This is a genomic window from Mesorhizobium sp. M0045 (assembly GCF_040323385.1).
In the GTDB taxonomy this organism is placed as follows: domain Bacteria; phylum Pseudomonadota; class Alphaproteobacteria; order Rhizobiales; family Rhizobiaceae; genus Mesorhizobium.
This window is the reverse complement of sequence record NZ_JAMYUY010000017.1, coordinates 90,871-110,192: the sequence shown is the minus strand read 5'-3', so window position 1 is coordinate 110,192 and position 19,322 is coordinate 90,871. Positions and strand designations below refer to the sequence as shown.

Below are 19,322 nucleotides of genomic sequence, written 5' to 3'. Positions count from 1 at the left end.
GGACCGTTGCCGCCAGCGAGGCGTGAAGGCAGCTTCGTGTTGCCGAGTTCAGAGGGAAATGAAATGACCGAGATCACCGTCCGCCCGCTTGCGCAATCCGACCATGCCGACTGGCGGCGTCTGTGGACCGCCTATCTCACCTTCTACGAAACCAAGCTGCCGGAAGACGTTTACGCCGTCACCTGGAAGCGGCTGTTCACGGCGGGCGAGTTCGAGCCAAAGGGTTTTGTCGCCACCCTCGACGGCAAGGCCGTCGGCCTGACGCACTATCTCTACCATCGCTCCTGCTGGTCGCAGATAAATAACTGTTATCTGCAGGACCTGTTCGCCGACCCCGATGTGCGCGGCAAGGGCGTCGGCGCCGCCCTGATCGAAGCGGTCAAGCAGGAAGCCGGCAAGATCGGCGTCAAGAACGTCTACTGGATGACGCACGAAACCAACACCACCGCACGCAAGCTCTACGACCACGTGGCGCGCAGGACCGGCTTTATCGAATATGATCTGCTCTGATGAAGCCAACGATTGAAATAATCACCTGTGCGCAATATATTGCGCACGATCAGGGGCGACAGTGCCGCGGATCGAGACCAACACGCGCAAGATTGTCACGAGGCTTTTACGTGACGGCTGGGTGAACGTAGGCGGCGGCAAACACGAGAAGTACGAGCATCCGGAAAGGCCGGAGATCATGATTATCGTGCCGCGGCATCGCGAACAATCTCTGGGTGTTGCGCGGTCGATCGCCCGGCTTGCTGGATGGATTTAAGGACGAATCATGACGCACTATGTCGGAATTCTTGACGGCGCAGATGAAGTCTGGGGAGTGCGGGTGCCTGATCTTCCCGGATGTCACGGCGGTGGCGCAAGTCCCGAAGAGGCGATAGCCGATGCGACTTCTGCCGTTCGCGAATGGGCAGAGACACGAATGGCGAAGAACTTGCCCTTGCCCGCCGCGCGCACTGTGGCAGATCTGCTCCGACTGGGCGAAGTCGATAGCGCTGCCGGTGAATCCGCCGTGATGATCCCTGTGCTGATCGATTCCGGACGGCCTGTCCGGGCCAATCTGTCGCTCGACGCAGGTCTTTTGGCGGCAATCGACGAAGAAGCGGGTCGGCGTGGTCTGACGCGTTCCGCCTTTATCGCCAGCGCCGCACGGGAGAAGATCGAGGGACACAGATAAAGTCGGACCATGTTCATCCCCTTCTTCCTCGAACTGAAGGCAGCGCGGGTTCCGGTCTCGCTCCGCGAATATCTGTCGCTGCTGGAGGGGTTGGAAGCCGGGCTGGTCGACTATGATGTCGAGGGCTTTTACTATCTCGCCCGCGCCGCGCTGGTGAAGGACGAGCGCCACATCGACCGCTTCGACCAGGTCTTTTCGCACATCTTCAAAGGTGTCGAGACGCTGGCTGGCGAAAACGCGGTCGATGTCGAAAACATCCCTGAGGAATGGCTGCGGAGCCTCGCTGAAAACCACCTGTCGGACGAGGAGAAAAAACTGGTCGAGGCGCTGGGTGGCTTCGAAAAGCTGATGGAGACGCTGAAGAAGCGGCTGGAGGAACAAAAGAGCCGGCATCAGGGCGGTTCGAAATGGATCGGCACCGGCGGCACCTCGCCCTTCGGCGCCTATGGCTACAATCCCGAAGGCGTGCGCATCGGCCAGCACGAAAGCCGCAACCGCCGCGCGGTAAAAGTCTGGGACAGGCGCGAGTTCAGGAATTTCGACGATGCCGTCGAGCTCGGCACCCGCAACATCAAGGTCGCGCTGAAGCGGTTGCGCCGCTGGGTGCGCGAAGGCGCCGAAGAGGAATTCGACCTGCCTGGCACCATCCACGCCACCGCCGAGCACGGTTATCTTGACGTCAAGACACAACCCGAACGTCGCAATGCCGTGAAGCTGCTGATGTTCTTCGATGTTGGCGGCTCGATGGACGACCATATCAGGAGTGTCGAGGAGTTGTTTTCGGCCGCCCGCGCCGAGTTCCGCCAGCTCGAATATTTCTACTTCCACAACTGCCTCTACGAAGGCGTGTGGAAGGATAATCGCCGCCGCCATGCCGAGGTGATTCCGACCTTCGACCTCATCTATAAATATGGGCCCGACTACAAGGTGATCGTCGTCGGCGACGCCTCGATGAGTCCCTATGAGATCGCCCATCCCGGCGGCTCGGTCGAGCACTGGAACCAGGAGGCCGGCGCGGTCTGGCTCGGCAGGCTGCTGCAGCAATGGCCGAACGCCATTTGGCTCAATCCGGAAGACGCGAAGAACTGGGGCTATACCCATTCCATTGCCATGATCCGCGATATCTTTGGCGGCCGCATGTTTCCGCTGACGCTCGCCGGCCTCGAAGCCGCGACGAAGCAACTTTCAAGGAAGCACTGAATGGATCCACGCAAAACAGGACGGTCGACCTGTTTCCTTTGCCTGCAATGCGGTGTCCAGTTCGCGGCGACAGCGACGCCGCCGCAACATTGCCCGATCTGCGAAGACGAGCGGCAATATGTGCGCTGGGAGGGCCAGGCCTGGATCACGCCGGAAGAGCTCGCGGCCGGCCATCGGATCGTGATGAGGGACGACGCCGGCGTGCTCGCCTTCGGCATAGAGCCGCGCTTCGCCATCGGCCAGCGGGCGTTGCTGGCGCAAACGCCGCACGGCAATGTGCTGTGGGACTGCATCTCGATGGTCAGCGACGAGGCGGTGGCCGAGATCAACCGCCGGGGCGGCCTGGCCGCCATCGCCATTTCGCATTGCCATTATCATTCGGCAATGGTCGAGTGGAGCGAGGCGTTTGGCGGCGTGCCGATTTATCTGCATGCCGATGATCGTCAGTGGATCATGCGGCCGCATCCGGCGATCATCAGCTGGGAAGGCGAAACGCGCGCCATAAACCCGTCGCTGACGCTCATCCGCTGCGGCGGCCACTTTGCCGGTGGCCAGGTGCTGCACTGGAAGCGCGACGGCGGCAATGCCATGCTGGCCGGCGACATCCTGCAGGTGACGCCTACGCGCCGTCATGTCAGCTTCATGTACAGCTACCCGAACTATATCCCGCTCAATGCGACGAAAGTGCTCGGCATCAAGGCCGCGCTGGAGCCTTTCACGTTCGACCATATCTACGGCGCATGGTGGAACCAGAATGTCATCGGAGACGCAAAGGCGGCATTTTCAGCATCGGTTGGGCGCTATCTCGCGGCCATCGCCTGAGGAATTCGTCGCATCAGGATAGGAAATACGAGCAAACGCCGTAACAAATGCCTATTTCAGGCGAAGTTGGGAAGGCAACCCAAATAGCGACATAAGCTAAGAGGAAAAAATGGACAGCCACACCTACCCCGTTAACCGCACCGATGCCGAATGGCGCGCCCGGCTGACGCCCGAGCAATATGCGGTGATGCGCAACCATGGCACCGAGCGGCCGGGAAGCTGCGCCCTGCTGCACGAGAAGCGCGCCGGCACCTTCTCCTGCGTCGGCTGCGACCAGCCCTTGTTTGAATCCAAGCTGAAATTCGAGAGCGGCACCGGCTGGCCGAGCTTCAACGATCCCGTGCCGGGCTCGGTCGAGACCACCGTCGACCGCAGCTACGGCATGGTCCGTACCGAGTGCCATTGCGCCCGCTGCGGCAGCCATCTCGGCCATGTCTTCGACGACGGCCCGCCGCCGACCGGCCTGCGCTATTGCATCAACGGTGTGGCGCTCAAATTCGAGCCGGCCGCCTGACCGTCAGGCCACAACCACCAGGATCAGCCACAACGTGGCGCCAAGCGTCATCAGCGAGGCCTTGGCGCCACTCGATTTTCCGGCAGTTCGCCAAACGGCAAAGGTCAGGAAGATATTGTAGGGCACCGGCGCGAAATGCACCGCCAGGACTAGCGCGAGCGGCAGCTTCAGCCCAAGCAGAATGAGCGCCGCCGCCGACAACGCGACGTTGATCGCTGTGCCGACAACGACCATGTCGCGCCAGAACAGCCGATCGAGCGGCACGCCGCCCAGCCAGCGTGAGCGGAAGAAGGCGGCAACTCGCGACATAATCGTCATCGATCGACCGGCTCCCTCGCTCTGCTCACCAGAGCGGTTCTAAGGATTGCGTCTGGAAATCCTGCTTTATTCCTGACCCAGAACTTCGGCAATCGCGCGCTCGAAACGTGAGGCTTCCGTAACCAGCCAGTCGGTCATCGCCGGCCAATTGTCTTCGGCAAAACAATTCACCCGCCACATCGAATTGATGCCGAGGCCGTCGCAACTTTGTTCTGGCCTGAGCTTCAGCCTGTCTTCGATGGCCGGCTGGAACGGCTTCAACCGTGACCAGGCTTGCGTGGCACCGAGTTTCTCGTTGCGGCCGAAGAAGACGCCGACATGATTGTGCGCAGGCGCGACATACATGGAAATGACCAATGCGAAATCGGGCAGCCCACGCTGCCAGAACCACGGTCCGCGCCTCGCCAGCAGAGCCCTTTCATCCGGATGCCGTTCCGCGAACAGCGTCCAGAAGCTGCGTTGGCGGAATTCAGAGGCGCGGCGGGCGCCAAAATCGAATTCGCTCATGGTTCGATGCTCGCTCCAGCATCAGGCCGAGATTGTTGCCGAGACTGTTTCGAAATTCGCTCTGGCGAGTCATATGGCGGTGGTTTCGAGAACCGGAGCGCAGCGGACTTTTAGGTCCGTGAGCATCGGAAGCGCCGAAACACCATCGGATTGCCGCCGGAGTAGAATTTCCAGACAGTCTCTACACCATTCCAAGCGCGGCCTTGTAGAGGTCGAGAATGGATTCCTCTTCCTGCCGCTCGGCCTGGTCTTTCTTGCGCAGCCGGATGATCGACCGCATCGCCTTGGTATCGAAGCCGGTGCCCTTGGCCTCTGCGAACACTTCCTTGATGTCGTCGGCAATCGTCTTCTTCTCTTCCTCGAGCCGCTCGATGCGTTCGATGAAGGCGCGCAGCTGGCCGGCGGCAACAGTCTGGCTGGTCTCGGTGATGTCGTCGGCCATATTCTTCTCTCCGCGTCGTTTCTCGCCGCGACTCGGGGTAACCCGAGCGGCGAATTGCAGCGGTTCGATGCCCGACCGGGCGCGGCGGGTCAAGGTGCTATCGATGCGGCATGAAGGGGTTGGGCACGCCTTAAGGTGTGTTGAGATTCAGGTCAGGCCGAGCCGAAAACGATGGCTGCCGAGAACCGGAGCGGAGCGTACCTGAGTACGTGAGCACCGGAAGTGCAGGAAGCCGGCGTTTGCAGGCCGGCATCACCTGAATATCAGCACACCTTACCCGAATGCGATCAGCAGATCCTTTGCATCGATCTGGTCGCCGGCCTTGACCAGCACCTCGGCAATGGTGCCGTCGCGTTCGGCATGCAACGCCGTTTCCATTTTCATCGCTTCGATCGACAGCAGCACGTCACCGGCCTTTACCGCCTGGCCGGCAGCGACCGCAAGCGCCGAGACGACGCCAGGCATCGGCGCGCCTACATGCGCCTCATTGCCCGGCTCCGCCTTACGCCGTACCTTGGCAGCGGAGGCGCCATGCGCCCGGTCCGGCACCTTCACCCGGCGCGGCTGCCCGTTGAGCTCGAAGAACACCGTGACCATGCCCTTTTCGTCGACGTCGCCCATGGCAAGGCAGCGCACCACCAGCGTCTTGCCTTTTTCGATATCGACGAAAATCTCGTCTTCCGGCTTCATTCCGTAGAAATAGGTCGGCGTCGGCAGCACGCTGACCGGACCGTAGGTCTCCTGCGCGGCGGCAAAATCGGAAAACACCTTCGGATACATCAGCCACGACGCGAACTCGAACTCACTGAGCTTGCGCTCGAGTTTTTCCTCGACGTCCGTGCGACTGGCCTTGAGGTCCGCCGGTTTGAGCAGCGAACCCGGGCGCACCGTGATCGGCTTTTCGCCCTTCAGCACCTTCTTCTGCAATGGCTTTGGCCAGCCGCCCGGTGACTGGCCGAGATCGCCGCGCAACATCGACACCACCGAATCCGGGAAGGCGATGTCCCGCGCCGGATTCTCGACATCGGCGACGGTCAGGTCCTGGCTGACCATCATCAGCGCCATGTCGCCGACGACCTTGGACGACGGCGTCACCTTCACGATGTCGCCGAACATCAGATTGACGTCGTGATAGGTCTGCGCCACTTCATGCCAGCGTGTCTCCAGCCCGAGCGAGCGCGCCTGTTCCTTGAGGTTGGTGAACTGACCGCCCGGCATTTCGTGCAGATAGACCTCCGATGCCGGCCCCTTCAGGTCGCTTTCGAAGGCTGCATATTGGTTGCGCACCGCCTCCCAGTAGAACGAGATGTGCCTGATCCATTGCGGGTCGAGACCCGGGTCGCGCTCAGTGCCTTTCAGCGCCTCGACGATCGAACCCAGGCATGGCTGCGAGGTGTTGCCCGATAGCGAATCCATCGCCGCGTCGATGGCGTCGACGCCGCTCTCCACCGCCGCCAGCACGGTTGCCGCCGACAGGCCGGATGTGTCGTGGGTGTGGAAGTGGATCGGCAGATCCGTCGCCTCGCGCAGCGCCTTGAACAGCACGCGGGCCGCCGCCGGTTTCAAAAGCCCGGCCATATCCTTGACGGCAATGATATGGGCGCCCGCCGCGTGCAATTCCCTGGCCAGGCCGACATAGTATTTCAGATCGTATTTGGCCCGCGCCGGATCGAGTATGTCGCCGGTATAACAGATCGCCGCTTCGATCAGCTTGCCCTCGGCGCCGACCGCATCCATGGCGACCCGCATGTTCTCGACCCAGTTCAGACAGTCGAAGACGCGGAACAGGTCGATGCCGCCGGCAGCGGCCTGGCGGACGAAATGCTGGACGACGTTGTCGGGATAGTTGGTATAGCCAACGCCATTGGCGCCGCGCAGAAGCATCTGCAGAAGAAGGTTGGGTGCCGCCTCGCGCACTTTGCTCAGCCGCTCCCATGGGTCCTCGGTGAGAAAGCGCATGGCGACGTCGAATGTGGCGCCGCCCCAGCATTCGAGCGACAAAAGCTGCGGCAGAGCACGCGCATAGGTGCCGGCAATTCCGGCAATGTCATAGGTGCGCACACGCGTCGCGAGCAAGGATTGGTGCCCGTCGCGCATTGTCGTGTCGGTGACCAGCACCTCTTTTTGCTCGCGCATCCACGCGGCGAATTTCTCCGGCCCGAGCACGTCGAACTTCTGCTTGCTGCCTTGAGGCACATTGCCGTTGAGATATGGCACCACCGGCGGCGCCGCATCGGCCTTTGGCTGCGGCCGGCCGCGTGTCTCGGGATGACCATTGACCGAAACGTCGGCAAGATAGTTGAGCAGCTTGGTCGCGCGGTCCTGCCGCTTCACACTGGCGAACAGTTCCGGCGTCGTGTCGATGAACTTGGTGGTGTAGGAGTTGTCGGCGAAGCTCGGGTGATTGATGATCGCCTCGAGGAAGGTAAGATTGGTCGCCACGCCGCGGATGCGAAATTCGCGCAGCGCCCGGTTCATGCGGGCAATGGTCTCGGCCGGCGTCGGCGCCCACGCCGTCACCTTTTCCAGCAGCGGATCGTAGAAGCGGGTGATCACCGCGCCCGAATACGCGGTGCCCCCATCAAGGCGGATGCCGAAGCCGGTGGCACCGCGATAGGCGGTGATGCGGCCATAATCGGGGATGAAATTATGTTCGGGATCTTCCGTCGTGATGCGGCACTGCAGGGCGTGACCGTTGAGCCTGATGTCCTTTTGCGCCGGCACGCCCGATTCCGCCGTGCCGATGGCAAAGCCGTCGAGGATATGGATCTGCGCCTTGACGATGTCGATGCCGGTCACCTGTTCGGTGACGGTGTGCTCGACCTGGATTCGCGGATTGACCTCGATGAAATAGAATTTTCCGGTGTCGGCATCCTGCAGGAACTCGACCGTGCCGGCGCCGATATAGCTGGTTTGGCGCGCAATTCTCAGCGCGTAGCCGCAAAGCTCTTCGCGTTGTGACATTTCGAGATACGGCGCCGGCGCCCGCTCGACGACCTTCTGGTTGCGGCGCTGGATCGAACAGTCGCGCTCGAACAGGTGCACGGCGTTGCCTTGGCGGTCGCCCAGCACCTGCACCTCGACATGGCGGGCGCGCTCGATCAGCTTTTCGAGATAGACCTCGTCCTTGCCGAAAGCCGCCTTCGCCTCACGCTTGCCCTCCATGACCTCGCGGGCGAGATCGGCCTCGGAGCGGATGGCGCGCATGCCGCGGCCGCCGCCGCCCCAAGATGCCTTGAGCATCACCGGGTAGCCGATCGTCTTGGCGAGTTCCCTTACCGCCGCCATGTCGTCCGGCAAGGGATCGGTAGCGGGAATTACCGGCACGCCGACTTCGATCGCGAGATTGCGCGCGGCGACCTTGTTGCCCAGCCTGCGCATCGTATCGGGCTTTGGCCCGATGAAGATGATGCCGGCCTTGGCGCAGGCCTCGGCGAATTCCGGGCTCTCCGACAGCAGCCCGTACCCCGGATGGATGGCGTCGGCGCCCGAAAGCCTGGCGACGCGGATAACCTCCTCGATCGACAGATAGCTTTCGATCGGCCCCATATCCCTGGCCAGATGCGGCCCGCGCCCGACCTGGTAACTTTCGTCGGCCTTGAAGCGATGCAGGGAATATTTGTCCTCCTCTGCCCAGATCGCCACGGTTTTAAGGCCGAGCTCATTGGCCGCGCGGAAGACGCGGATGGCTATTTCGGAGCGGTTGGCGACAAGGATCTTCGAGATTGCCAAGGACAGGGCTCCGGACGCGGGGAAGGGAACTGCCGGACATGATTAGCGCGAAAATGCTGCAGTGCAAACAAAATCGAAAAGAGGGATTAAACCGATTTAGTTAATCTAATCGCGTTGACGCATTGCGTGTCGATCCGGACAACGCCTGGGCAGTTCCGATCCAGGCTTTCGGGAACTCTCATAAAAAATGCCCGGCGCGAGGCGCCGGGCATTCTCATGTAGCAACGTCCGGTTATTTGCCGGGTTCGTTCTCGACATAGGTGTACTTGCCGTCGTCACCCTTCTTCCAGGTGTACATGACGTAGTCCGGACGGGTGATATCGCCCTTTGCGTCGTAGCCGATCTCGCCGATCGCAGTCTTCCAGGGGCCGGCCGACTTGATGGTCTCGGCTACCTTCTGAGCGTCATCGGCTGAGCCGGTCTTGGTGATGGCGGCCGCGATGATTTCCATCGCTGCGTAGGAGTAGAGCGTATAAGCCTCAGGCTCGAAGCCGGCCGCACGGAACTTCTCGACGAGTTCCTTGGCGTTCGGATTCTTGCGCGGATCCGGAGCGAACGTCATCAGCGTGCCCTCGACGGCGTCGCCGGCGATCGAGGCCAATTCGTTCGAGACGATGCCGTCGCCGGACATGAAGGTTGCCTTGAGGCCCTGGTCGGCGAGCTGGCGTATGATCAGGCCGGCTTCGGTGTGCAGGCCACCATAGTAGACGACCGAGACGCCCGCATCCTTCATCTTGGCGATGAGGGCCGAGAAATCCTTGTCGCCGACATTGATGCCTTCATACATGGCCTCAGTCACGCCGTTGGCTGCGAGCGCCTTCTTGGTTTCGTCGGCGAGGCCCTGGCCATAAGGCGTCTTGTCATGGATGACAGCGATCTTGGCATCCTTGAAGTTCGCGGCGAGATAGTCGCCAGCGACCTTGCCCTGCTGATCGTCGCGTCCGCAGGTGCGGAAGGTGTTCCACATGCCACGTTCGGTGAACTTCGGATTGGTCGCGGCCGGCGTGATCTCGAGGATGCCGTTCTCGGCGTAGACTTCCGATGCCGGGATGGAGACGCCGGAGTTGAAGTGGCCATCGACGTACTTGACGCCGTCGGCGACGAACTTGTTGGCGACCGAGATGCCTTGCTTGGGATCGGAGACGTCGTCGCCGACTTCAAGCTTGAGCTGCTGGCCAAGAACGCCGCCCGCCGCATTGATATCGGCGACCGCCTGTTCGGCACCCTTCTGAAGCTGGGCACCGAACGCTGCGTTCGGACCGGTGATCGGACCGGCAACGCCGATCAGGATGTCAGCCCACGCGTTGCCGCTGAACGCGACAAGCGCGGTCAGTGCGACGGCGGACAAAAGTGACTTTTTCATTGAAACGCTCCCATTTACCGAGTGGGCGTGGATGTTGCTTTCATGCGATGCCCACTCTTGCTCGCAGAAAGAGTACTTTGCCGATTTTCAGGCACTTGTCACGCCGATTCATCCCTGAAACGCCGTTAATGATAAATGTCAACCTTTCGGTTTCCAGCTCAAAAGAGAGGCTCTTTCGTAAAGCCAATTATACTGCGTTACCATCTGGTTCGTGCGCGTGTATTGGTAGCCAATGAAGCCCAATATCATCAGCACGATGGTATCGACCACATAGTAATGCAGCGAAAACATCGTTCCGCCGAACAGCGCATGATGGATGAATCTTACGCCGATGCCGAGCCCCAGCATATAGGCGAATAGCTGGGCGAAGCTGCGCCATGTCTGGGCACACGCCTTGCCCGTCATCCAGGCCGCCCAGCCGCCGAGCAGGCAGGTGACGAAAAAGAACTGCCAAATCGAGGGTTCCTCATAAAGAATGCCCTGCATGATGAAGACTCCTGAAACTCAGTGATGGCCGCCCTCGAGATAGGCGGCGCGCACTTCCGGATTGGCGAGCAGTTCCTTGCCGGTGCCGCTCATCGTCACATTGCCGTTGACCATGACATAGCCGCGCGTGGCGAGCTTCAGTGCGCCGAAGGCGTTCTGCTCGACCAGGAACACGGTCAGTCCCTGCGTGCGGTTCAGCTCGCGAATGGCGTCGAATATCTGCTTGACGATCAGCGGCGCCAGGCCTAGCGACGGCTCATCCAGCAAGAGCAGCTTCGGCCTTGCCATCAGCGCGCGGCCGATCGACAGCATCTGCTGCTCGCCGCCCGAAAGCGTGCCGCCACGTTGGCCGACGCGTTCCTTGAGCCGCGGGAACAGCGTGAAGACCCTTTCGACGTCCTCGTCGTAATGCTTGAGACCGTCGAGGCTGGCGCCCATCTGCAGGTTTTCCATCACCGTCATGCGCGGAAAGATGCGCCGGCCCTCCGGCGACTGCGCGATACGCATGCGCGCGATCTCGTGGGTTGGCATCTGGGTGATATCGGTGCCGGCGAAGGTGATGGTGCCGGCACGAGCGCGCGGAGCACCGAAGATGGTCATCATCAGTGTCGATTTGCCGGCGCCGTTGGCGCCGATCAGCGCCACGATCTCGCCCTGTTTGACGGTGACGTCGACGCCGTTCAGCGCCCTGATGTTGCCGTAGTAGGTCTGGACGCCCTTGATATCGAGCAGCGTTGTGCCGGCCATTATTTCCGCCCCCCACGCCGATTAGAGGTGCCGGGAGTTTTCGACTTCGCCGGAGCCTTGCCCGGCTTTGCCGTGGAAGATTTCGCGGCCGATTTGGTTTTGGCCGGCGATCCGGACTTTGCAGCAGCAGCGCTCGACCTTGCATCGATCTGCCCGGCCTTCGAAGCGCCCTTTGACACTGTGACGCGTTCGCCCTCGCTATGGCCGACGGTATCGGCCACCGGTCCGGCGAGATAGGAAGACGATGTGCCCGGTCCATGCGCGGCATCCGGACCCGTATCCAGTTGCTCGATGACGTCCTCGTCGCCGACTTCGGTCAGTACCGTCTCGACGTCCTCGTCTTCGACGCCGAGATAGGCGGCAATGACGCGCGGGTCGGTTCGTACCGATTGCGGGTTGCCGTCGGAGATCTTGCGCCCGTATTCGAGGACGACGACATGGTCTGAAATCTGCATGACCACCGCCATGTCGTGCTCGATCAAAAGGATCGAGGTGCCGGTGTTGTCCTTGATGTCCATCAGCAGCGCATTGAGCGCCGCCGATTCCTTCGGATTAAGGCCGGCGGCCGGCTCGTCTAGGCACAGAAGCTCAGGGCCGGTGCACATGGCGCGAGCAATTTCGAGCCGTCGCTGCGCGCCATATGGCAGATCGCCGGCAGGATCGTCGGCGCGGTCGACGAGATCGGCCTTCTCCAGCCAGTGCTCGGCGAGTTCAACCGATTCCGCCGAAGCCTGTCTGTATCCGCTATAACCGAACAGGCCGAGAACGGTATAGCCGGACGCCTTCATCAGTTTGTTGTGCTGGGCCACCAGCAGGTTCTCCAGCAGCGTCATGCCCGAGAACAGGCGGATGTTCTGGAAGGTGCGCGCCACTTTGGCCCGCGCCGGGATCTCATGGTTCGGCAGGCGTTCGAGCAGGAAGGTCGAGCCGTCGCGCCGGTTGAGCGTGATCATGCCTTCCGACGGCTTGTAGAAACCGGTGATGCAATTGAACACGGTGGTCTTGCCGGCGCCGTTGGGGCCGATCAGCGCGGTGATCTCGCCACGTTTGGCCTGGAATGACAAATCGCCGATGGCGATGAGACCGCCGAACTTCATCGACAGATGCTCGACCTGCAGGATGGCATCGTTCACGGAGGGGCTCGCGTTCATCAGCCGTGTCCCTCCTTGGTGAAGGACCCGGACACCGCCCTGCGCACCTTGAGGAAGGCTGTCGGCTCGCGGCTGCCGACGAAGCCACGCGGCTTCCACAGCATGACGATGACCATGGCCATGCCGAACAACAGCATGCGATAAAGCTCCGGCGTGAAGTCGGGGCCGAACCCGGGTATGACCTTGATGTTGCCCCAACTCAGGCCGGTCTTGAGGAAATCCAGTTCGCGCAGGATTTCGGTGCCGCCGATCATCACCATGGCGGCGACGGCAATGCCGACCAGCGAGCCCATGCCACCAAGCACGACGATGGCAAGGATGATCGCCGATTCCAGGAAGACGAAGGATTCCGGGCTGACGAAGCCTTGCCGCGCCGCGAAGAACGAGCCGGCGAAGCCGCCGAACATCGCACCCGTGGCAAAGGCCGTGAGCTTGGTGGTGGTGGTGTTGATGCCGAGCGAGCGGCAGGCGATCTCGTCCTCGCGCAGCGCTTCCCAGGCGCGGCCGACCGGCAGGCGCCTGAGCCTCACCGTGACGAAGGCGGTCAGCAGGCAGAGTCCAAGGATCAGGTAGTAGAGGAAGATCTTGTAGTAGGCACCGGACTGCGCGATGCCGAGCACCTTGGAGATGTAGTTCGGGTCGGAGACGTTGAACGACATCAGGCCGAAGAACGAGACCTTCGGGATGCCGGAAATCCCGGCCGAGCCGTTGGTCACTTCGCGCCAGTTGATGATCACCAGCCTTATGATCTCGCCGAAAGCGAGCGTCACGATCGCCAGATAGTCACCGCGCAGGCGCAACACAGGGAAGCCCAGCATCACGCCCCAGAATGCAGCCATCAGGCCGGCGGCGGGCAGCAGGATCCAGAAGGAAAGGCCGTAATGCGTGCCGAGCAGCGCATAGGCATAGGCACCGACGGCGTAGAAGGCGACATAGCCTAGGTCCAGCAGGCCGGCCAAGCCAATAACAATATTCAACCCCCAGGCCAGCATCACGTAGATCAGGATCTGGATGCCGAAATTGTCGACATACTTCAGCGAACCCTGGAAACCGGCCGCCATGGACCCGGCATATAGCGCCAGCACCAACACCACGATAATCGGGTAGAGCGCCAGTGCGGTTATGCCCAATGCCGAGAAATGAGAATGAATGAAGGCCCGGAACCGATATATCAGCCAGGCTAGCGCATAGATGATTGCAAGTGCCCGCAGGAACCGCACAAAATCGGAAAGTTCCGGCCCTAAAGCCTCGGTCAGGAAGCCGCTGAGCGCGAGCAGAATAACGGCGACGGCGAGCGCCACGATGAACGCGGGAAGGCGGAAGAATCGCGAAGCCAGGCTGACCGGCAGCAGGCCGGTAGCGACGTCGACGATCTTCTGGTTCGCCAGGAAGGGCTGGCCATAGGCGACATAAAGGAAGCGTCCGGCCATGGTGGCGATCACGACGCCGGCGAGCAAGCCCCAGCGCTGCACCAGGATCAGTTCGTTGGAGATGTTCTGGTCGGTCTTCAGGCCGATGAAGAGCACGAACAGGCCAAGCGAGATGGCGCCGGCATAGAGCGCTTCGCGAAAAGCGCGCTGGACCGGGGTGGCGACGACGGTGCTTTCCGGAGACACGGTAACCGCCATGATCTCAGACCTTTTCGACTTCTGGCCGGCCGAGAATGCCGGAAGGCAGGAAGATCAGCACGATCGCCAGGATGGAGAAGGCGGCGACGTCCTTGTAGTCGATCGAGAAGTAAGCCGACCACATGCTTTCGATGAAGCCAATCATCAGGCCGCCGAGCACGGCGCCGGGCAGTGAGCCGATGCCGCCGAGCACCGCGGCAGTAAACGCCTTCACACCGGGCGTAAAACCGTCGGAAAACACCACCACGCCGTAATACATCAGGAACAACGTGCCGGCGACGGCGGCGAGGGCGGCGCCCATGATGAAGGTGATCGAGATGGTGCGATCGACGTCGACGCCGAGCAGTGCCGCCATCTTGCGATCCTGCTCGCAGGCGCGCTGCGCCCGGCCGAGCGAGGTCTTGTTGACCAGGTACCAGAACACCGCGAGCAGGACTATGGTGACCAGGACGATGATGATCTGCTTCAGCGAGACGCTGATGCCTTCGATGTTGTAGACCGTGGACACCATTGGCGGGACCGGCTTGTTGCGCGGCCCTTGCGTCACCTGGACGAAATTGGACAGCGCAATCGACATGCCGATCGCAGTGATCAGCGGCGCCAGCCGGAATGAACCACGCAAAGGCCGGTAGGCCACCTTCTCGATCGTCCAATTATACAGGCTGGTCAGCAGCATCGCGACGATCATCATGATCAGCAGCGCAACGACGATCGGCAGCGAATAGAACAACGCACCGAGGATAAGGAAAACGATGAGCGCGGTGAAAGCGCCGATCATGAAAATGTCGCCATGGGCGAAATTGATCATGCCGATGATGCCGTAGACCATCGTATAGCCGATCGCTATCAGCCCATAGATCGATCCCAGCGTCAGCCCGTTGATAAGCTGCTGGACAAAATACTGCATGCTGTCGTGGCTCCCCTGGAATGTCGCCCATGCAGACGCATTCCTTTTCGTATTTTCCCTAGTCGTAAAGTTTCGAGCCCGGATTGCAACGTGATTTTTCGATCATTACGCGTGTTTTCGCCGCACGCCGTCCGATTGCCCGTTTTGTTCCCGTCCGCCCCCTGGACCATCGCGGACCCTACCATTGGCCTAACGCAATGTCTTTGACGATTCAATCGCTCCATGCGCCTCATGTCGAAGAAATCGCCGTCAAAATAAGTTGATGAGCGGGATCGTTGCGCCGTCGAAGGCATCCGTTTGCGCTCTCTTTCCTTCCCTAGCGTCAGCGTTTTCTCTATTTGACGACGAAGCCGTGTGCAAACGGGTCGCGGTCGTCGATGAAGATCGTGTTCAATCCAGTCATCCGCGCCCACCCGCCGATCGACGGAATGATTGCCGGCTTGCCGGCGACGGTGACCTCTTTCTCCACCCTACCCTTGAACAGCGACCCGATGATCGATTCATGGACGAAGTCGTTGCCGACCCCAAGCTTGCCCTTGGCGTGAAGCTGCGCCATCCGCGCCGAGGTGCCGGTGCCGCAGGGCGAGCGGTCGATTGCCTTGTCGCCGTAGAAGACGGCGTTGCGGGCATCGGCTTGCGGGTTGGCCGGCGCGCCGGTCCACAGTATGTGCGACAGCTTGTCGATGCCGGGATTCTCCGGGTGGACGAAGGAATATTTCTCGTTGAGCCGCTGCCGCACCACCGGGCTCCAGGCGATCAGCTCGCCGGCCGAATGGTCGGCCATGTCGCGATAGTTCTTTTGCGGTTCGACGATGGCGTAGAAATTGCCGCCGTAGGCGACATCGACGCTGATCTCGCCGAGCCCGGGGCATTCGACCGTCAGTGCCTCGGCATAGAGGAAGGACGGCACATTGGTGATGCGCACCTCCTCGACATAATCGCCGACTTGGCTGTACTCGGCGACGACCACGCCCGCCGGCGTATCCAGCCTGAGCACGCCCGGCGTCTTCGGCTTGATCAATCCATTTTCGACGGCAAAGGTCACCGTGCCGATGGTGCCGTGGCCGCACATCGGCAGGCAGCCCGAGGTTTCGATGAACAGGATGGCGATGTCGCAATCTTCGCGCGTCGGCGGATAGAGGATCGAGCCGGACATCATGTCATGGCCGCGTGGCTCGAACATCAGGCCGGTGCGGATCCAGTCGTATTCGGCCAGGAAATGCGCTCGCCGCTCCATCATCGTCGAGCCGTTGAGCAGCGGTCCGCCGCCGGCGACCAGCCGCACCGGATTGCCGCAGGTGTGGCCGTCTATGCAGAAGAAGGAATGCTTGGCCATGCCGGCTCCCAACTGAATGTCTTCGATCTCAAAATCGTTGCGGGCTGAACGGACCGAGATCGAGCGATGGACTCTGCCCGAGAACGAGCTCGCGGATCAAGCGTCCGGTCGCCGCGGCCTGCGTCAGGCCGAGGTGACCATGACCGAAACCGTACACCACCGACGGCGTTTTTTGCGACTGCCCGATCACCGGCAGCGAATCCGGCAGCGACGGCCGGAACCCCATCCATTCGCGCCCATTGGCCGGATCCAGTCCCGGCAGGAATTTCTGCGCCTTTTCGAGCAGCGCTTTCGAGCGCGCATAATTGGGCGGCCTTTCAAGCCCGCCGAGTTCGACCGCGCCACCGACGCGTAGGCCCGTCTCGAGCGGCGTGATGACGAAGCCATGCCCGGAAAAGATCAATTGCCGCCTTACGTCGAAGGCAGTCTTCGGCAGCGTCGTGTTGTAGCCACGCTCGGTCTCCAGCGGGATTCCGTCGCCGAGATGTCTCGCCAGCAGGTGCGACCAGGCCCCGGCAGCGATGACGAGATGCTTCGCCCGTCGCCTCGTGCCGTCGGCCATGGTCAGGATCGCGCCGTCCTGTCCCGCCTCGACACGCTTGATCCGGGCCCTTTCGAACCCGGCGCCCAACCTCTCGGCATAGGCCCATAACGCCTTTCCAAGCCGCTTGGGGTCGGCGACGGTTTTCCACCCCGGCACGAACGTTCCCTTGACGAAGCGCGGCGACAGACCGGGCTGCAAGGCGGCGAGAGCGCTCCCCTCGACATGGCTGAAGCCGATGCCGAAGCGCTGCCTTGCCGCCCAGCCGGGCAGTGAGGCCTTGAACTCGGCTTCGCTTTCGTAGAGTTCGAGCGAGCCGTCCTCGTGCAGCATCGGCCGTGTGCCGGAACGGTCGAGCAAACCCATCCATTCCGCCTCGGCGAGCTTCATCATCCCGGCCTGTGCGGCAAGGCCGGCTTCATAGCGGTCGCTTCGGCCGGCGCGGCAGAAGCGGACCAGCCAGGGCAGCAGCTTCAGCAGATAGGCGGGTGGGATGCTGAGCGGGCCGAGCGGGTCGGCGAGCCATTTCGGCAGCTGCCTGATCATCCCCTTGTGGGCGAGCGGCAGCACGTCGGAGAAGGCAAAGGCGGCGGCATTGCCGGAACTGGTCTCCTCGCAGATCCCCGTCCGATCGAAGATCGTGACGTTTCGCCCCGCCTCGGCCAGAAATGCGGCAGCGCAGATGCCGATAATGCCGCCACCAATGATGGCGACATCGAGCGTAGCATTGTCATTCATTGCCATGCGCCGCGCTGCACATCTGCAAACACCCTCGAAGGCACTGGATCAGAATGCCGGCAGTTGCGGCCGCACGGCCAGCGCATCCCTGACGACCTTTTCGACTGCCTTGCGCCGCTCGCCCGACAATGGCTGGCGCGGCATGCGCACGCGGTCGTTGGTGTTGATCGCCAAGACTTCGGCGAGTTTGATGTTCTGCACCAGATAGGTCGAGACGTCGAGGTCGAGCAGCGGCCGGAACCAGCGGTAGATCTTCAACGCCTCCTCGCGGCGGCCCTGTCTCATCAACTGATAGATGGCGACGGTCTCGCGCGGGAACGCGGTGACCAAGCCCGCCACCCAGCCGATGGCGCCGACCGACAGCGCCTCAAAGGCGAGATTGTCGACGCCGGTGAACAAGTCGTAGCGGTCGCCGAGGCGGTTGATGATCTCGGTCGAGCGGCGGATGTCGTCTGAGGACTCTTTTATGGCGACGAAGCGCTGGTCCTTGGCCAACTCCTCCATCTGGTCGACGGTGACATCGACGCGATAGGCAAGCCGGTTGGAGTAGATCATCACCGGCAGGTCGCCGGCCGCGGCGACGGCGCTGAGTGCCGCGACCGTCTCCTCGGCATTGGTATGGTAGATCGGGCTCGGCACCACCATCAAACCGTTGGCGCCTTCCTTGGCGGCGCGGCGTGCGATCGCCGCCGCCTCGCGTGTACCGGCCTCGTTGACCGTCAACAGCACCGGTTTTTTGCCGGCGATCTTCTGGGCGGTCTTCAGCACCGCGATCTTCTCGTCATGCGACAGCATCGGGCCTTCGCCGAGCGACCCGCAGACGATGATGCCGTCACAGCCGGCCTCCATCTGCACCGCAAAGCAGCGCTCCATCTCGGCATGGTCGAGGCCGTCGTCCTCGGTGAATTTGGTCGTAACGGCGGGGAAGACTCCGGCCCACATATCGATCGCTCCATCTGATATATCAGTCGTATATTTCTTAAGAAGCCGACTGTCAACGTTGAATCTGATATGATATATCAACAATATATCAGGAGAAGCCGCATTGGTATATGATAGCCCGGGCTCCGAGCCGGCAACTGCGAAGGCCTACCGCAGGCTCGAGCACATGATCGTAACTCTCGAGCTGGCGCCGGCGAGCTTCATCACCGAGGGGGCGCTGATCGACAGGCTCGGCCTCGGCCGCACCCCGGTTCGCGAAGCGATCCAGCGGCTGGCTTGGGAGGGGCTGCTTGAGGTCCGGCCGCGCGCTGGCATTGCCATTGCCCCGCTGCACCCCGGCGACTGGCTGCGTGTCCTCGACGCCCGCCGTGGCGTCGAGGTGGTGCTTGCCCGCTCGGCCGCTCGCTTCGTCACCCGCGAGGCCGCCGACCTGTTCCATGACGCTGCCCTTGCCATGCAAAAGGCGGTGATTTCGGAAAATGTGTTTTACTTCATCCAGGCCGACAAGGCGCTTGACGAGGCGCTGGCGCTGGCTGCCGACAACCCGTTCGCCGCGCGCCTGGCGGCGCCCTTGCAAACCCACAGCCGCCGTTTCTGGTTCCGCTACAAGGCCGATACCGGCTTGGCCGAATCCGCCGAGCATCATGTCGCGCTGATCCGCTCGATCCTAGCAGGCGACGAGGAGGCCGCGGCCAAGGACGCCAAGCGCCTGATGGCACTATTGCGCGGCCATGCCGAGGCAGCTGCCACACGCTGAGCCTGTCATTT

Annotated in this window: 19 protein-coding genes and 1 pseudogene; 7 read left to right on the top strand and 13 right to left on the bottom strand. The window is 61.8% G+C overall.

Going from position 1 to position 19,322, the window contains the following annotated elements:
• Window positions 1-63 precede the first annotated feature (63 nt).
• The 6 genes from NKJ72_RS23580 to msrB all read left to right on the top strand — a co-directional run bounded on the left by NKJ72_RS23580 (window position 64) and on the right by msrB (window position 3,716).
• On the top strand, window positions 64-510 hold the full coding sequence (locus tag NKJ72_RS23580; protein ID WP_352479624.1) for a GNAT family N-acetyltransferase: 447 nt from the start codon (window positions 64-66) through the stop codon (window positions 508-510).
• Between the two features lie 61 nt (window positions 511-571).
• Window positions 572-766, top strand: a complete 195-nt coding sequence (locus NKJ72_RS23575; protein ID WP_352479623.1) for a type II toxin-antitoxin system HicA family toxin — start codon at window positions 572-574, stop codon at window positions 764-766.
• Window positions 767-775: 9 nt separating this feature from the next.
• Window positions 776-1,180, top strand: a complete 405-nt coding sequence (locus NKJ72_RS23570) for a type II toxin-antitoxin system HicB family antitoxin (RefSeq protein WP_254816428.1) — start codon at window positions 776-778, stop codon at window positions 1,178-1,180.
• Window positions 1,181-1,189: 9 nt separating this feature from the next.
• Window positions 1,190-2,380, top strand: a complete 1,191-nt coding sequence (locus NKJ72_RS23565; RefSeq protein WP_352479622.1) for a vWA domain-containing protein — start codon at window positions 1,190-1,192, stop codon at window positions 2,378-2,380.
• A complete protein-coding gene (locus NKJ72_RS23560) occupies window positions 2,381-3,202 on the top strand; it encodes an MBL fold metallo-hydrolase (protein WP_352479621.1) in 822 nt (273 codons plus the stop codon).
• A gap of 109 nt (window positions 3,203-3,311) precedes the next feature.
• A complete protein-coding gene (gene msrB, locus NKJ72_RS23555; protein WP_352479620.1) occupies window positions 3,312-3,716 on the top strand; it encodes a peptide-methionine (R)-S-oxide reductase MsrB in 405 nt (134 codons plus the stop codon).
• A gap of 3 nt (window positions 3,717-3,719) precedes the next feature.
• Here the strand turns inward: msrB and NKJ72_RS23550 are convergent, their stop codons facing one another.
• From NKJ72_RS23550 to NKJ72_RS23490, 13 genes and pseudogenes are all read right to left on the bottom strand, one after another.
• Complete coding sequence (locus tag NKJ72_RS23550; protein WP_352479619.1) at window positions 3,720-4,034, bottom strand: hypothetical protein; 315 nt, start codon at window positions 4,032-4,034, stop codon at window positions 3,720-3,722.
• A gap of 66 nt (window positions 4,035-4,100) precedes the next feature.
• Window positions 4,101-4,541, bottom strand: a complete 441-nt coding sequence (locus NKJ72_RS23545; RefSeq protein WP_254816424.1) for a DUF4268 domain-containing protein — start codon at window positions 4,539-4,541, stop codon at window positions 4,101-4,103.
• 181 nt (window positions 4,542-4,722) lie between these two features.
• Window positions 4,723-4,983, bottom strand: coding sequence for a DUF2312 domain-containing protein (locus NKJ72_RS23540; RefSeq protein WP_023719653.1), 261 nt, complete (start codon window positions 4,981-4,983; stop codon window positions 4,723-4,725).
• 273 nt (window positions 4,984-5,256) lie between these two features.
• Complete coding sequence (gene pyc / locus NKJ72_RS23535) at window positions 5,257-8,715, bottom strand: pyruvate carboxylase (RefSeq protein WP_352479618.1); 3,459 nt, start codon at window positions 8,713-8,715, stop codon at window positions 5,257-5,259.
• 232 nt (window positions 8,716-8,947) lie between these two features.
• Window positions 8,948-10,078, bottom strand: a complete 1,131-nt coding sequence (locus tag NKJ72_RS23530) for a branched-chain amino acid ABC transporter substrate-binding protein (protein WP_254816422.1) — start codon at window positions 10,076-10,078, stop codon at window positions 8,948-8,950.
• 138 nt (window positions 10,079-10,216) lie between these two features.
• Window positions 10,217-10,564 (bottom strand): DUF6867 family protein, encoded by a 348-nt coding sequence (locus NKJ72_RS23525; RefSeq protein WP_254816421.1) that lies wholly within the window; start codon window positions 10,562-10,564, stop codon window positions 10,217-10,219.
• Between the two features lie 18 nt (window positions 10,565-10,582).
• Entirely contained in the window at window positions 10,583-11,311 is a 729-nt protein-coding gene (locus NKJ72_RS23520) for an ABC transporter ATP-binding protein (RefSeq protein ID WP_254816420.1), read from the bottom strand.
• An 8-nt stretch (window positions 11,312-11,319) separates the two neighbouring features.
• Window positions 11,320-12,462, bottom strand: a pseudogene (locus tag NKJ72_RS23515) (ABC transporter ATP-binding protein); the annotation flags it as partial.
• Window positions 12,462-14,090, bottom strand: coding sequence for a high-affinity branched-chain amino acid ABC transporter permease LivM (gene livM, locus NKJ72_RS23510; protein WP_254816419.1), 1,629 nt, complete (start codon window positions 14,088-14,090; stop codon window positions 12,462-12,464). The pseudogene NKJ72_RS23515 and the gene livM, both read right to left, overlap by 1 nt.
• Before the next feature lie 4 nt (window positions 14,091-14,094).
• Window positions 14,095-14,997, bottom strand: a complete 903-nt coding sequence (locus NKJ72_RS23505) for a branched-chain amino acid ABC transporter permease (protein WP_254816418.1) — start codon at window positions 14,995-14,997, stop codon at window positions 14,095-14,097.
• Between the two features lie 334 nt (window positions 14,998-15,331).
• Window positions 15,332-16,333 (bottom strand): 4-hydroxyproline epimerase, encoded by a 1,002-nt coding sequence (locus tag NKJ72_RS23500; protein ID WP_352479617.1) that lies wholly within the window; start codon window positions 16,331-16,333, stop codon window positions 15,332-15,334.
• 28 nt (window positions 16,334-16,361) lie between these two features.
• A complete protein-coding gene (locus NKJ72_RS23495) occupies window positions 16,362-17,612 on the bottom strand; it encodes an NAD(P)/FAD-dependent oxidoreductase (protein ID WP_352479616.1) in 1,251 nt (416 codons plus the stop codon).
• Between the two features lie 48 nt (window positions 17,613-17,660).
• Window positions 17,661-18,554, bottom strand: coding sequence for a dihydrodipicolinate synthase family protein (locus tag NKJ72_RS23490; protein WP_352479615.1), 894 nt, complete (start codon window positions 18,552-18,554; stop codon window positions 17,661-17,663).
• A gap of 166 nt (window positions 18,555-18,720) precedes the next feature.
• Between NKJ72_RS23490 and NKJ72_RS23485 the strand changes: the two genes are divergently transcribed.
• A complete protein-coding gene (locus NKJ72_RS23485; protein ID WP_502895519.1) occupies window positions 18,721-19,311 on the top strand; it encodes a GntR family transcriptional regulator in 591 nt (196 codons plus the stop codon).
• Window positions 19,312-19,322 lie beyond the last annotated feature (11 nt).